This window comes from Bordetella genomosp. 2, from assembly GCF_002261345.1.
In the GTDB taxonomy this organism is placed as follows: Bacteria; Pseudomonadota; Gammaproteobacteria; order Burkholderiales; family Burkholderiaceae_B; genus Bordetella_A.
In genome coordinates this window covers 74799-88021 of record NZ_NEVT01000002.1, presented here as the reverse complement: position 1 = coordinate 88021, position 13223 = coordinate 74799, and the positions used below count along the sequence as shown (strand labels likewise).

16 protein-coding genes are annotated in these 13223 nt (G+C 68.0%); 3 read left to right on the top strand and 13 right to left on the bottom strand.

Annotated elements, in window-relative coordinates; all coding sequences use genetic code 11:
- Positions 1-33: 33 nt before the first annotated feature.
- Both CAL24_RS00960 and CAL24_RS00955 read right to left on the bottom strand, forming a co-directional pair.
- Positions 34-726, bottom strand: coding sequence for a PhaM family polyhydroxyalkanoate granule multifunctional regulatory protein (locus CAL24_RS00960; protein ID WP_028353692.1), 693 nt, complete (start codon positions 724-726; stop codon positions 34-36).
- 27 nt (positions 727-753) lie between these two features.
- Positions 754-1434: a glycine zipper 2TM domain-containing protein gene (locus CAL24_RS00955; protein ID WP_028353693.1), complete on the bottom strand. Its 681-nt coding sequence runs from the start codon at positions 1432-1434 to the stop codon at positions 754-756.
- Positions 1435-1558: 124 nt separating this feature from the next.
- Here CAL24_RS00955 and CAL24_RS00950 point away from each other — a divergent pair, with 124 nt between their 5' ends.
- Positions 1559-1786, top strand: coding sequence for a DUF3717 domain-containing protein (locus tag CAL24_RS00950; RefSeq protein WP_028353694.1), 228 nt, complete (start codon positions 1559-1561; stop codon positions 1784-1786).
- A 12-nt stretch (positions 1787-1798) separates the two neighbouring features.
- Here the strand turns inward: CAL24_RS00950 and CAL24_RS00945 are convergent, their stop codons facing one another.
- From CAL24_RS00945 to CAL24_RS00925, 5 genes are read right to left on the bottom strand one after another with little or no spacing between them, the layout of a single operon-like run.
- Complete coding sequence (locus CAL24_RS00945) at positions 1799-2407, bottom strand: SCO family protein (protein WP_028353695.1); 609 nt, start codon at positions 2405-2407, stop codon at positions 1799-1801.
- Positions 2408-2425: 18 nt separating this feature from the next.
- Positions 2426-3319 (bottom strand): heme o synthase, encoded by an 894-nt coding sequence (cyoE, locus tag CAL24_RS00940; protein ID WP_094805486.1) that lies wholly within the window; start codon positions 3317-3319, stop codon positions 2426-2428.
- A gap of 25 nt (positions 3320-3344) precedes the next feature.
- Positions 3345-4358 (bottom strand): COX15/CtaA family protein, encoded by a 1014-nt coding sequence (locus CAL24_RS00935; RefSeq protein ID WP_028353697.1) that lies wholly within the window; start codon positions 4356-4358, stop codon positions 3345-3347.
- A gap of 9 nt (positions 4359-4367) precedes the next feature.
- Positions 4368-5000, bottom strand: a complete 633-nt coding sequence (locus CAL24_RS00930; protein WP_094805592.1) for an SCO family protein — start codon at positions 4998-5000, stop codon at positions 4368-4370.
- Between the two features lie 38 nt (positions 5001-5038).
- Entirely contained in the window at positions 5039-5809 is a 771-nt protein-coding gene (locus CAL24_RS00925) for an SURF1 family protein (RefSeq protein WP_094805485.1), read from the bottom strand.
- A 34-nt stretch (positions 5810-5843) separates the two neighbouring features.
- On the opposite strand from CAL24_RS00925, the gene CAL24_RS00920 reads away from it, so the two are divergent.
- Positions 5844-6044: a twin transmembrane helix small protein gene (locus tag CAL24_RS00920; RefSeq protein WP_028353700.1), complete on the top strand. Its 201-nt coding sequence runs from the start codon at positions 5844-5846 to the stop codon at positions 6042-6044.
- A gap of 149 nt (positions 6045-6193) precedes the next feature.
- Here CAL24_RS00920 and CAL24_RS00915 read toward each other — a convergent pair whose 3' ends face one another.
- From CAL24_RS00915 to coxB, 5 genes are all read right to left on the bottom strand, one after another.
- Complete coding sequence (locus CAL24_RS00915; RefSeq protein ID WP_028353701.1) at positions 6194-7069, bottom strand: cytochrome c oxidase subunit 3; 876 nt, start codon at positions 7067-7069, stop codon at positions 6194-6196.
- Between the two features lie 38 nt (positions 7070-7107).
- Positions 7108-7332: a DUF2970 domain-containing protein gene (locus CAL24_RS00910; RefSeq protein ID WP_028353702.1), complete on the bottom strand. Its 225-nt coding sequence runs from the start codon at positions 7330-7332 to the stop codon at positions 7108-7110.
- Positions 7333-7338: 6 nt separating this feature from the next.
- Entirely contained in the window at positions 7339-7464 is a 126-nt protein-coding gene (locus tag CAL24_RS24210) for a cytochrome oxidase small assembly protein (protein ID WP_028353703.1), read from the bottom strand.
- A 19-nt stretch (positions 7465-7483) separates the two neighbouring features.
- Complete coding sequence (gene ctaD, locus CAL24_RS00905) at positions 7484-9094, bottom strand: cytochrome c oxidase subunit I (protein WP_028353704.1); 1611 nt, start codon at positions 9092-9094, stop codon at positions 7484-7486.
- A gap of 95 nt (positions 9095-9189) precedes the next feature.
- Positions 9190-10347 carry a cytochrome c oxidase subunit II gene (coxB, locus tag CAL24_RS00900; protein ID WP_028353705.1) on the bottom strand — a complete coding sequence of 386 codons (1158 nt, stop codon included), beginning with the start codon at positions 10345-10347 and terminating at the stop codon, positions 9190-9192.
- 242 nt (positions 10348-10589) lie between these two features.
- Here coxB and CAL24_RS00895 point away from each other — a divergent pair, with 242 nt between their 5' ends.
- Entirely contained in the window at positions 10590-11429 is an 840-nt protein-coding gene (locus CAL24_RS00895; protein ID WP_094805484.1) for an NUDIX hydrolase, read from the top strand.
- Positions 11430-11438: 9 nt separating this feature from the next.
- Here the strand turns inward: CAL24_RS00895 and CAL24_RS00890 are convergent, their stop codons facing one another.
- On the bottom strand, positions 11439-13223 hold the full coding sequence (locus CAL24_RS00890; RefSeq protein ID WP_028353707.1) for an IlvD/Edd family dehydratase: 1785 nt from the start codon (positions 13221-13223) through the stop codon (positions 11439-11441).

The following is a 13223-nucleotide window of genomic DNA, read 5'->3' as shown; positions in this document are numbered from 1 at the left end:
GGCTGCCTGCCGCATGATGATTGAAGCGGAAAATTATGACTTGCGTGGTGCCGGCGCGCGCTTGGCGGCGGCCTTGCGGGGCGCCCGCTTGCGCGGCGCCGCGGCGTCGCCATCGGGCCGGGCCGGGCCGCCGGCGGGCGGGTCCGCCGGGGCGGCGGGCGGCACGGCCGCCGATTCGGGCAAGGTGGCGGCGGTGGCCGCGGCGATCTGGTTGAATTGCTGCTGCAGCAGGTTCCACCATGCCTGCGAGGCGGACTGCGCCGCCTGGTTCACCTGCTCGGCCGTCGTGGCCGGGCCGGATTCGGGCTGGGGCGCATCGGCGGGCTTCTGCTGGCCGGCCGGCGGCTGCGCGGCGGGCGCCGGCTTCAAGCCCAACGCCACTTCCAGCGGCGAGGCGTCGCCGCCCGCGGCGGCGGGGTTCACGAACGAGCGCAGCGTCGCGATGGTGGCGCGCTGCACTTCCAGCCCCTGGATCGTGCTGCTGAGCATCGACAAGTTCATGCGCAGCCAGCTTTCGATGGTGCGCAGGTCGGCAATGCGGCGCTCGAGGTCTTCCAGGTTCATGGGCGGCGTCATCGGCAGGCTTTGCGCCAGGCCGCCCGGACCGGCCAGCCCGCTCCAGGCCTTGCGCATCATTTCCATGCTGGCCAGCAGGGGATTGCCGGAAAGATCACCGCCCTGCCCCAGGCCGGGCAGGACGAACGGGTTGCTAGTGGGTTCGGACATTCAGTCTCCAGAAACGCGCTGCGATGCCTAGCGCGGCAGCACCTGGCCGTTCTCGACCCGCACGTGGTCGCCGGACGCGTAGGCGAACGGCTGCGCGCTGCGGAAGGTGCGGGCGCTGCCGTCGTTCATGCGCACGATCATCTCGTAGTGCGTCACGGTCTGTTGCTGCCTGATATTACGCTCGATTTCGCGGCCTGCCAAAGCGCCGCCCACGGCGCCCAGGACGGTCAGCGCGTCCTTGCCGCTGCCGCCGCCGAACTGGTGGCCGACCACGCCGCCCACCACGCCGCCGGCGACCGTGCCCACCAGGTTATGCCCGTTGTTCTGCACCGGCACCTGGATGGGACGGATGGTTTCGACCACCCCGCAGGTGGCGCAGGCGGCCGGCTTGGCGGGCGCCTTGGGCGCGCTCGCGACCTTGGCGGGCGCCGGCCGGGCAGCGGCGGGCGGAGCGCTGTCGGCCGGCGCCTGGGCCGCGCCGTCCTGGGATTGCTGGGCTTGCTGGGCCTGCTGGGCTTCCTGGGCCGCCTGCACCTGGGCTTCGTGCAGCGGGGCCTGGCCGGAGGATTCGGCCCAGGGCGTGGGCAGCCAGCCCACCAGGGCCGCGACCGCCACCGCGCACAGGACGATGACCGACACGGCCGCGGTGGCCACCAGCGGGTGCAGGCCGCGACGCGGCGACGCGCCGGGGGATGCGGGACTGTTCATGATGGCTCTCCATCGACAATACGGCCCGTTGTATAGCATCCGGCAGCCGTATCGGCGTGTTGCGATAGTGACCCTTTGCAAGGCCGGCCCGGCCGATCGGCCCGCATTCTGGGACAATGGCCGTATGGACAAGCCGATTCCCCTGCCCGAGCTCGAACAGGCCATCAATTATTGGCGCAGCCGCCTGCCGTCGCAAGGCGATGAATCAAGGCTGTGCGCCGAGGCCTCGGCGCTGGCCACGCCCTATGCGCTGATGATCATCGGTCATCGGCGGGAAATCGACCCGCGCGAACTGAGCCCCGCCGCGCTGGCGGCCTACCTGGGCTGGCGCGCCGCGCACGGCGCCGCCTGAGCCCCGGCCTGCTTACGAATCCAGCAGCGCCTTGATGTCGTGCGCCAGGGCGTCCGCGCCCAGCGTGTTGTTGGCCAGCACCCGCGATTCGCCCCGGCCGTCGAACAGGTAGAACGCGGCGGTGTGGTCCATGGTGTAGTTCTTGCCGTCCTCGGTGGGCACCTTGGCGTAGTACGCCTTGAAGGAGGCGGCGGCCTGCTTGATCTGGTCGGGCGTGCCCGTCAGTCCCAGGAAGCGCGGATCGAACGTGGTTACATATTGCTTGAGGATGTCAGGCGTATCCCGTTCCGGATCGACGGTGACCATGAGCACCTGCACGCGCTCGGCGTCCGCGCCGAGCTTCTGCATGACCTGCGACAGCTCGGCCAGCGAGGTCGGGCAGACGTCGGGGCACTGGGTGAAGCCGAAGAACACCACGGTGACCTTGCCGGAGAAGTCCTGCAGGGTGCGGGCCTGGCCGTTGTGGTCGGTCAGCGCCAGCTTCTTGCCGAGCTGGGTGCCGCTGATGTCGTTGCCCTTGAACGCGGGGGCCGACGGGCCGCAACCGGCCAGCACGCCCGCCAGCGCAACGGCCGCCGCGCCACGCAATACGCTGCGGCGGTGGGTGGAAAACACGGACATGAAGCAGGGTCTCCGAGATCAGGCCAGCAGGCCGGCCCAGTGGTCCACCAGCAAGGCGGCGAACAGCAGCGCCAGGTACAGGATGGAAAAGCGGAACAGGCGCCGCGCCAGCGCATCGCTGTATTCGCGGTACAGGCGCCATGCATAGGACACGAACATGCCGCCCAGCGCCAGCGCGCACACCAGGTAGAGCAGGCCGCTCATGCGGATGACGTACGGCAGCGTGGTGGTGGCCACCAGCGCCAGGCTGTACAGCAGGATGTGCAGGCGGGTGAACTGCTGGCCATGCGTGACCGGCAGCATGGGCAGCCCGGCCTTGGCGTAGTCGTGGTTGCGGTACAGGGCCAGCGCCCAGAAGTGCGGCGGCGTCCAGATGAAGATGATCAGCACCAGCACCCAGGCTTCGGCCGGCACGGCGTCGGCCACCGCGGCCCAGCCCAGGGCGGGCGGCATGGCGCCCGACAGCCCGCCGATGACGATGTTCTGCGGCGTGCGCGGCTTGAGGATGACGGTATAGATGATGGCGTAGCCCACGAAGGTGGCGAAGGTGAGCCACATGGTGAGCGGGTTGACCAGGTGGTACAGCACCGCCATGCCCGCCCCGCCCAGCAGCCCCGACAGCGTGATGACTTGCGCGGCCGAGATCGTGCCGCGGGCGGTGGCGCGCCGCGCGGTGCGCAGCATGCGCGCGTCGATTTCCTGTTCGATCAGGCAATTGATGGCGAACGCCGCGGCGGCCAGCAGCCAGATGCCCAGCGTGCCGAACACCACGCGGCCGGGATCGGGCAGGCCGGGCACGGCCAGGAACATGCCGATGATGGCGCAGAACACGGCCAGCTGCGTCACGCGCGGCTTGGTCAGCACGAGATACTGGCGCAGCAGTCCGGATTGGGGGGCGGCAAGACTGGTCATGGGGCTATTTTAAACGCGAGCGGGCTCAGGCGGCCGGCGCCGGGCCGCGCCCGGCGGTGGACAGGCGCACCAGCATCACCACGCAGGCCAGGGTCAGGCCGGCCGCGCCGCCGTTGTGCAGCACGGCGATCAGCAGGGGCCACTGGAAGAAGATGGTGGTCAGGCCGGTGAACAGCTGGGCCGCCAGCAGCGCCAGCACCAGGGTAGCCGGCCCGCGCAGGCCGGGCTCGGCGCGCAGCCGCCAGGCCAGCACGCCCAGGTAGGCCAGCACCACGAAGGCGAAATTGCGATGCACCCAGTGGATCGCGGTCAGGGCGTTCTGCGAGATCATTTCCCCGGACGGCAGCTCGCCCAGCCCGCGGATGACCGAGAAGCCGCTGCGGAAATCCATGTCGGGCAGCCACTGGCCGTGGCAGGTCGGGAAATCCAGGCAGGCCAGGGCCGCATAGTTGGTGCTGACCCACCCGCCCAGGGTGATCTGCACCAGCAGCAACAGCAAGCCGCCCACCAGCCAGGGCCGCCAGCGCGCCGCCTGCGCCGCCAGGGGCAGGTGCGGGCGTTCACGGGCCGACAGCCAGGTCATCAGCGCCAGCACCGACAGCCCGAAGACCAGGTGCGCGGTCACCACGGCGGGCATCAGCTTGTGGGTGACGGTCCAGGCCCCGAAGGCGCCCTGCACGCATACCGCGACCAGCGTGACCACCGCCAGCGCGGGCGAACGGCCCAGCTCACGCCGGTAGCGCCAGGCCATGTAGACAATGGCGATGATCAGCATGCCCAGGAAGGCGCCGACGTAGCGGTGGATCATCTCGATCCAGGCCTTGGACAGGGTGACCGGGCCGAACGGCATGGCTTGCGAAGCCTGGTGGATGTCGCTCATGGCGCCCAGGGGCGTCACGCTGCCGTAGCAGCCGGGCCAGTCGGGGCAGCCCAGCCCGGAATCGGTCAGGCGCACGAAAGCGCCGAACATGATCAAGTCGAGCGTCAGGAACCAGGTGAAGAAGACCAGCTTGCGGTAGCGTTGCTTGATGCGTTCCATGGTGCGGGCCTAGCCGATGCGCGAGTTGTAGACCAGTTTGCTGATGTCCTTGCGCACCTTGACGCCGTCGGCGTTGGCGGGGAACTGCATCATCAGGTTGCCCAGCGGGTCGATGATCCAGATCGGATCGAGCAGGCTGGGCTGGCCGGCCGCCGTATCGCGCGCCAGCAGGAAGCGCGCCAGCTGGTCGGGGCGGGCCCGCACCATCACCGTGCCTTCATAGGCTTCCAGCACCTTGGCCGGCACTTCGCCGTCGTCCGTGATGAACCAGACGCGCGCCAGGCGCTCGACGTTCTTGCCCTGGCTGGCATGCGAGTTGCGCGTGATGAACAGCTTGCGCGCGCAGGCTTCCGGGCAGGCGGCCTCGCCGGCGCTCACCAGCAGCCACTTGCCCTTCAGGCTCTCCAGGTCGAAGGGCTGGCCGTCCAGCGTGGTGAGCTGCAGCTCGGCGGCGGGCGGCATGGGGCGCTGCGGGTCGAGCAGCGTGCCGTAGTTGCTGGACTCGTCCGGCCACCACTGCGGGTTGCTGTAAAGGACGAAGGCCACCACGATGGGCGCCAGCGTGCACAGGAACACCAGCACCAGCGGCGTCAGCGAACGCTTTCTGGCGGTGGTGGAAGCGGGAGGGGTTTCGCGAGCCACGAGCTTGTTCTTCCTGGGAATCGTGTTGTGGATATGGATCAATGGGCGGGGGAGCTGCGCCGGCGCAGCGCGCGCCAGGCCACTGCCAGCCAGGCGATCGCCGCGATGGCGGCGAACGAAAACCACTGCAGGGCATAGCCCTGGTTCTGGTTGTAGTCCACCGAGGGCTGCGGCCAGTCGCGCACCAGGGCATCGCCGCCGCCGGATTGCATCAGCACGGCGGGCAGCAGGGCCAGGCCGGTGGCCTGCGCATAGGCCAGCAATTCGAGGTTCTGCACCTGGGGCACGACGCCGCCAGCCACCGGCAGTGTAGCGGGCAACTGGCCGCGCGACGAGTCGCCCGGCGACCAGAGTTCGAACAGGCGCGGCACGCGCGCGGCCAGCTCGCCCACTACCGTGTCGGTGCCGGCCGGCACGGCCGGCGGGGTTGGCGGCGGCGCGCCCGGCGCGCCGCGCGGCAGCCAGCCGCGCAGCACCAGCACGGCGCTGCGGTCGGGCGGATCCAGCAGCAGAGGGGTGGCCAGCCAGTAGCCGGGCCGCCCTTCCTGGTTGCGGTTGTCCAGCAGTACGCTGTATTGATCCAGCCATTGCCCGCTGGCTTGCGCCGGCCGCCACGGGGTGAGCTCGGCGGCTGGGGTGGACGGGGTCAACGCCAGCGGCGGCTGGGCCCGGCCCGCCTCGATGGCCGCCAGCACGGCGCGCCGTTCGTCGGCGCGGCGCAATTGCCAGGCGCCCAGCGAGGCCAGTACGGCGGCGGCCACGCCCAGCAGGAGCAATGCCGCGAAAGTGCGCCGAACCGAGTGAGCCATGTCTGCAATAATTCCGTTTTAACCGGAGGCCAAAATGCGCGTACTCGTCGCCCTGGCTTTCATCGGCATTCTGGCCAGCCTGGCATCCGCCCTGGTCTACCTGATGAGGGACAAGGGCACTACCAACCGGACGGTCAATGCGTTGACCGTGCGTATCGGGCTATCGGTAGCCCTGTTCCTGTTCGTTCTGCTGGCCCACCACCTGGGCTGGATAGAAAGTACAGGCATTAGATAGGAACCGGCCGGGCCGGTTCCGCTGCCGCTGGACGCACCTGCCGGCATGCGATGCCCCTCGCGGAGGTATTCAGGGCGCCGCCCTGTCCGCAGCGGGGATGGGCCCGGGCAGGCGACAGTCCTCGATGACTGCCGCCTGCCCGGCTATTCCTAGAACCAGTAGACGAACAGGTACAGGCCGAGCCAGACGACGTCGACGAAGTGCCAGTACCAGGCGGCGCCTTCGAAGCCGAAGTGATGGTCGGCGGTGAAGTGGCCCTTCATCAGGCGGATCAGGATCACGGTCAGCATGGTGGCGCCCATGATGACGTGGAAGCCGTGGAAGCCGGTCAGCATGTAGAACAGCGAACCGTACACGCCCGAGTTGAACTTCAGGTTCAGTTCGGTGATGGCGTGGTGGTATTCGTAGGCCTGACAGGCCACGAAGATGAAGCCCAGCAGCACCGTGGCGAACAGCCAGAAGATGGTCTTGCCGCGGTGATTCTCGCGCAGCGCGTGGTGGGCGATGGTCAGCGTCACGCCGGACGACAGCAGCAGCGCGGTGTTGATGGTGGGCAGCCAGAACGGGCCGACCGTCTGGAAGTGCTCGACCACGCCGGCCGGGCCGAAGTTGGGCCACACGGCCTGGAAGTCGGGCCACAGCAGCAGTTTGTGGTCCAGGTCGCCCAGCCACGGCGTGGTGATGGTGCGCACGTACCAGAGCGCGCCGAAGAAGCCGGCGAAGAACATGACCTCGGAAAAGATGAACCAGCTCATGCCCCAGCGGTACGAGAGGTCGATGCGCTTGCTGTTCAGGCCGCTTTCCGATTCCTGGATGGCATCGCCGAACCAGAAGTACAGGACCGCGATCAGGCCGAGCACGCCCACCAGCACCAGCCACTTGCCCCAGCTGACGTCGTTCACCCAGGCGGCCGCGCCAAGACCCATGGCCAACAGAGCCACGGCGGTGCGCACGGGATGGCCCGAGTCCGCCGGCACGTAGTAATACGGTGCCTCTTTACCTTGAACCGAGTGGCTTGCACTCATGGTCTTCTCCCTGGTACTGATTTGTTGAAATGCGTTGCTTACGTCAGGCTGGCCACCGCCCAGCGCACGATGGCGACCAGCACCAAGACGAATATGACGCCTGCCAGCAGGCCCGCCACGATCAGGTGCACGGGGTTGAGCTTGCCGGCGTCTTCCTGGTAGCCCGCCCCCTTGCGCACGCCGAACATGCCCCACAGCACCGCCTTGAGGGTCTGCAGGAAGTTCAGCTTGCGCTGCGAGGCTTCGCGGATGTCCTGTGTCATGTCGCCCTACTTGACGGCCGTGCCGGTCAGGATGGCCGAGCCGCGGAAGAACGTCCACGCGAAGAGGGCAAGGACGATCGCCAGCAGGACCAACCCGACAATTTTGTTGCGACGGCGTTGCTCAGGTGTCATGACAGCTTACTTCACTTCCTCACTTCACTTCCGGCGGGGTCGTGAAGGTGTGGAACGGGGCCGGCGAGGGCACGGTCCACTCCAGGCCTTCCGCGCCTTCCCAGGGCTTGGCCGCGGCCACTTCGCCCTTGCCGCGGTAGCAGCGCAGGATGGCCCACAGGAACAGCAGCTGCGACAGGCCGAACCAGAAGGCGCCGATGGTGGCCACCTGGTGGAAGGTGGTGAACTGCGCGGCGTAGTCGGCATAGCGGCGCGGCATGCCCGCCAGGCCCAGGAAGTGCATGGGGAAGAACGTGACGTTGAACGAGATCAGCGTCGACCAGAAGTGCAGCTTGCCCAGCTTTTCGCTGTACATGCGGCCAGTCCACTTGGGCACCCAGTAGTAGGCGCCGGCGAACAGGGCGAACAGCGAGCCCGCCACCAGCACGTAGTGGAAGTGCGCCACCACGTAATAAGTGTCGTGCACCTGGATGTCGATCGGGGCCACCGACAGGATCAGGCCGGTGAAGCCGCCCATGGTGAACACGAAGATGAAGCCCACCGCGAACAGCATCGGGGTTTCGAACGTCATGGAGCCGCGCCACATGGTGGCGATCCAGTTGAACACCTTCACCCCGGTGGGGATGGAGATGAGCATGGTGGCGTACATGAAATACAGCTGGCCGGTGACGGGCATGCCGGTGGTGAACATGTGGTGCGCCCACACGATGAACGACAGCACCGCGATGGCCGACGTGGCGTACACCATCGAGGCGTAGCCGAACAGCTTCTTGCGGGCGAACGCGGGGACGATGGCCGACACGATGCCGAAGGCCGGCAGGATCATGATGTAGACCTCGGGGTGCCCGAAGAACCAGAACACGTGCTGGTACAGCACCGGGTCGCCGCCGGCGGCGGCGTTGAAGAAGCCGGTGCCGAAGTGGCGGTCGGTGAGCACCATGGTGATGGCGGCGGCCAGCACCGGCATCACGGCGATCAGCAGGAACGCGGTGATCAGCCAGGTCCAGCAGAACATCGGCATCTTCATCAGCGTCATGCCGGGCGCGCGCATGTTCAGGATGGTGACGATGACGTTGATGGCGCCCATGATGGACGAGGCGCCCATGATGTGCACGGCGAAGATGGCCAGGTCCATGCCGGGGCCCATCTGGGCCGACAGCGGCGCGTACAGCGTCCAGCCGGCGGCGGTGGCGCCGCCCGGCACGAAGAACGAGACGGTCAGCATGATGGCGGCCACGGGCAGCAGCCAGAAGCTGAAGTTGTTCATGCGGGCGAAAGCCATGTCGGAGGCGCCGATCTGCATCGGGATCATCCAGTTGGCGAAGCCCACGAACGACGGCATGATCGCGCCGAACACCATGATCAGGCCGTGCATGGTGGTGAACTGGTTGAACAGTTCGGGCTGGAAGAACTGCAGGCCGGGCTCGAACAGCTCGGTGCGCAGCAGCAGGGCCAGCGTGCCGCCTTCGAGCAGCATGACGAACGAGAAGATGAGGTACATCGTCCCGATGTCTTTGTGGTTGGTGGCAAATAGCCAGCGACGCCAGCCGGTCGGCGTGGCGTGGTGGTCATCGTGATCGTGACCGTGGCTGTGGCCAGGCGACACGTGGTCTACAGTGACGCTGCTCATGATGGACTCCTTCCTGCTGTATGCCGGCCTCTGTCCAGGAGGCCGGCAGGTGTCTCTACGTAACGGGTTCTACTGACAGGATACGCGGGGCGCGCTCAGCGCGCGGCCACGACATCCTTGGGCTGTACCACGGGATCCTGTCCCTTGCCCGCATTGCTCCATGCGTTGCGCGTATACGAGATGACCGCGGCGATCTCGACGTCGTTCAGCTGGCCGCCGAACGCGGCCATCGCGGTGCCGGGCCGGCCGTGCAGCACGGTCTGGATCTGCGCATCCTTGGGACCCAGCACGGTCTTGTCGCCGTCCAGCGCCGGGAACGAGCCCGGCACGCCCTTGCCGTTGGCCTGGTGACAGGCCACACAGTTGGCGGCGTAGACTTTCTCGCCACGGGCGACCAGCTCTTCCTTGGTCCATTCCTTGTTGGGATCGTCAGCCGAGGCGGCCATTTTCTTTTTCTGATCCTCGACCCACTTGTCGTAGTCTTCCTGCGACTTGACCTCGACCACGATGGGCATGAAGGCGTGGTCCTTGCCGCACAGCTCGGCGCACTGGCCGCGGTAGATGCCGGTCTTCTCGGCGCGAAACCAGGTGTCGCGCAGGAAGCCCGGGATGGCGTCCTGCTTGACGCCGAAGTCCGGCACCATCCAGGAGTGGATGACGTCGGCGGCGGTCAGCACGATGCGCACCTTCTTGTCGACCGGCACCACCAGGTGGTTGTCGACTTCCATCAGGTAGAACTCACCCTTGGGCTCGCGGCCTTCGATCTGGGCGCGCGGCGTGGACAGGGTGGACAGGAACTTGACGCCGGCGGCGGGGCCGTCGACGTATTCGTAGCCCCACTTCCACTGGTAGCCGGTGACCTTGACGGTCAGGTCGGCGCTGGAAGTGTCTTTCATGGCGACCACGGTCTTGGTGGCCGGCAGCGCCATCGCGATGACGATGATGAAGGGGATGACCGTCCAGGCGACTTCCACGCCCAGGTGCTCATGGAAGGTGGCGGCCTTGTGCCCGCGCGACTTCCGGTGCGCCCAGATGGAATAGAACATGACGCCGAAGACGCCAATGAAGATCACGCCACAGATTATCAGCAGCAGCCAGTGCAACCACATGACGTCTTGCGCGATCTGGGTCACGCCTTCGTGCAGGTTGAGCTGGTTGACTTTCGGGCCGCCGGGCATGTCTTGTACCTGCGCGTTGGCGACACTGCCCATCAGCAGTGCACAAGCGCCCAGTATCCCTCTCCACTTCTTCATGCTTACCTCGAAACACGGCGCGGGCGTTTCCACGCCCGCTTGGCGGCGAGAGCGGAATACACGCAATTATTAGACGGCAGGTGCGAAGCCGGGCTAGCACTGCCCGGTCTACCCCACTCGAATCACAAAGAAACCGCAGAATTATAGCGGACGCGCAACCCAATGTAATTTAGCCTCTTGACATTGAGCCCCGCTGCCCCCACTTGACGGCTCTGCGATGGGCCTGCACTACAATCGCCGCCATGCCGAACCCCTCACGCCACGACGATCCGGCGCGCCTGGCCGCGCTGTATGCGCAACTCGCCGAGCGCGTGCAGGAACATCCGCCCGAACTGGCGCTGCCGCTGTACGTGGCCGACCGCTGCTGCGGCTGGGCCACCCAGGCCGCCTGCGACGCCCTGCGCGGCGTGGCGCAGATCGAACTGCGCCCGGACGCGCTGCGCATCGGCAGCGGGCTGCAGGCCGGGGAACCCCTCGACGCCCTGCTGGCCGAGGTGGCGCGGACGCTGCGCGAGGCCGATTGCCTGCGCGGCTGGCGCGACGAACTGCTGGACATCCTGGCCGCGGACGAGTGCCTCGGCGCCATCGAGCGCGCCGCCATGCGCCCGCTCGGGCTGCTGACGCGCGCGGTGCACCTGAACGCCTGGACGCCCGACGGCCGGCTGTGGATCGCCCGCCGCGCGCTCAGCAAGGCCACCGACCCCGGCATGTGGGACACCCTGGTGGGCGGCCTGGCGGGCAGCCGCGAAGACCTGCAGCAGGCGCTGCTGCGCGAATGCGCCGAAGAAGCCGGGCTGGAGCCGGCCCAGCTCGCCGCCCGCTCGCCCCTGCGCACCATCCTGCGCATGCACCGCCGGCTGCCCGAGGGCTACCAGGTCGAGGACCTGCTCACCAGCACCTGCGTGCTGCCGGCCGGCACACAGCCGGCCAACCGCGACGGCGAAGTCATGGAGATCGCCCAGGTGGACGTAGGCGAGGCGGTGCAGCGCATCGCCAACGGCGAATTCACGGCGGAAGCCGCGCTGGTGATCCTGGAAGACATCACGCAGCGCCGCGCCCGCGGGGAAATCCCCGCGCGCTAACCCGGCCGGTCAATGCGAATGGCGCGGATCGCCCCGCGTCTCGACCACCCGCAAGTACAGCGTGGCGGGCTCCAGGCAACCGCCGGTGGACAGCTGGCCCACCATCTGCCGGTAGATCTCCTGCCAGGGCGTCTGTGACGGCGGGATGGGCACCGGCCGGGCATCCGCCTTGCGCCGCTCCAGCTCGCCGGCGTCGACCAGCAGCGTGACCGAGCGCTGGTTCAGGTCCACCCGCAGGCGATCGCCGGTCTCCAGCAGCGACAGGCCGCCGCCGACCGCCGCCTCCGGCGACATGTTGAGGATCGACGGACTGGCCGAAGTGCCGCTCTGGCGTCCGTCGCCCAGGCACGGCAGCGATTCGACGCCGCGCTTGAGCAGGTGGGCCGGCGGCCGCATGTTGACCACCTCGGCGCTGCCGGGGTAGCCCACCGTGCCGCAGCCGCGGATCACCAGGATGCAGTGCTCGTCGATGTTCAGCGCCGGATCCTCGATGCGGGCGTGGTAGTCCTCCGGGCCGTCGAACACGATGGCGCGCGCCTCGAAGGCATTCTCGTCGCCCGGGGTGTCCAGGTAGGCGCGGCGGAAATCCTCCCCCACCACCGACATTTTCATGATGGCGCTGTCGAAGAAGTTGCCCGACAGCACGATGAAGCCGGCGCGGTGCCGCAGCGGCGCGTCGCAGGTGCGGATCACGTCGCGGTCGCGGGTCTTGCCGGCGGCGGCGATGGCGCCGATGGTCTGCCCCGACACGGTGCGGCAATCGCCATGCAGGCGGCCGGCGGCCTGCAGTTCGTGCAGCACGGCGGGCACGCCGCCGGCGCGGTGGAACCCTTCGCCCAGGTGTTCGCCGGCCGGCACGCAATTGACCAGCAGCGGCACGTCCTCGCCCAGGCGCTGCCAGTCGTCCAGCGACAGGTCGATGCCGGCGTGGCGCGCCATGGCGATCAGGTGCGGCGGGCAATTGCTGGACGCCCCCAGCGCCGAGGCCACCACAATGGCGTTCTCGAACGCCTCGCGGGTCAGGATGTGCGAGGGCCGCAGGTCCTCCCGCACCATGTCGCAAATGCGCATGCCGGTGGCATAGGCCATCTGGCCGCGCTCGCGATAGGGCGCGGGAATGCTGGCGCAGCCCGGCAGCGACATGCCCAGGGCCTCGGCCAGCGAGTTCATCGACAGCGCCGTGCCCATGGTGTTGCAGTGCCCCACCGAGGGCGACGAGGCCGTGGCCAGCGTCATGAAGCCCTCGTAATCGATCTCGCCGGCGGCCATCAGGTTGCGCGCATGCCAGATCACCGTGCCCGAGCCGACCCGCTTGCCGTCGTGCCAGCCGTCGAGCATCGGGCCCCCGGACAACACGATGGCCGGGATGTCCACCGTGGCGGCGGCCATCAGGCAGGCCGGCGTGGTCTTGTCGCAGCCGGTGGTAAGCACCACGCCGTCCAGCGGATAGCCGTGCAGCACCTCGACCAGGCCCAGGTAGGCCAGGTTGCGGTCCAGCGCGGCGGTGGGCCGGCGCCCCTGTTCGGCCAGCGGGTGCACGGGGAATTCCATGGGAATGCCGCCGGCATCGCGAATGCCCGCCTTCACGCGCTCGGCCAGCTGCAAATGGTGGCGATTGCAGGGCGCCAGGTCATTGCCCGTCTGGGCAATGCCGATGATGGGACGGCCCGACTGCAGCTCGGCGCGCGTCAGGCCGTAATTCAGGTAGCGCTCGACATAAATGGCGGTCATGTCGGCGTTGGAGGGGTCGTCGAACCATTTCTGGCTGCGCAGCTTGCGGGGCGTCTGGGACAT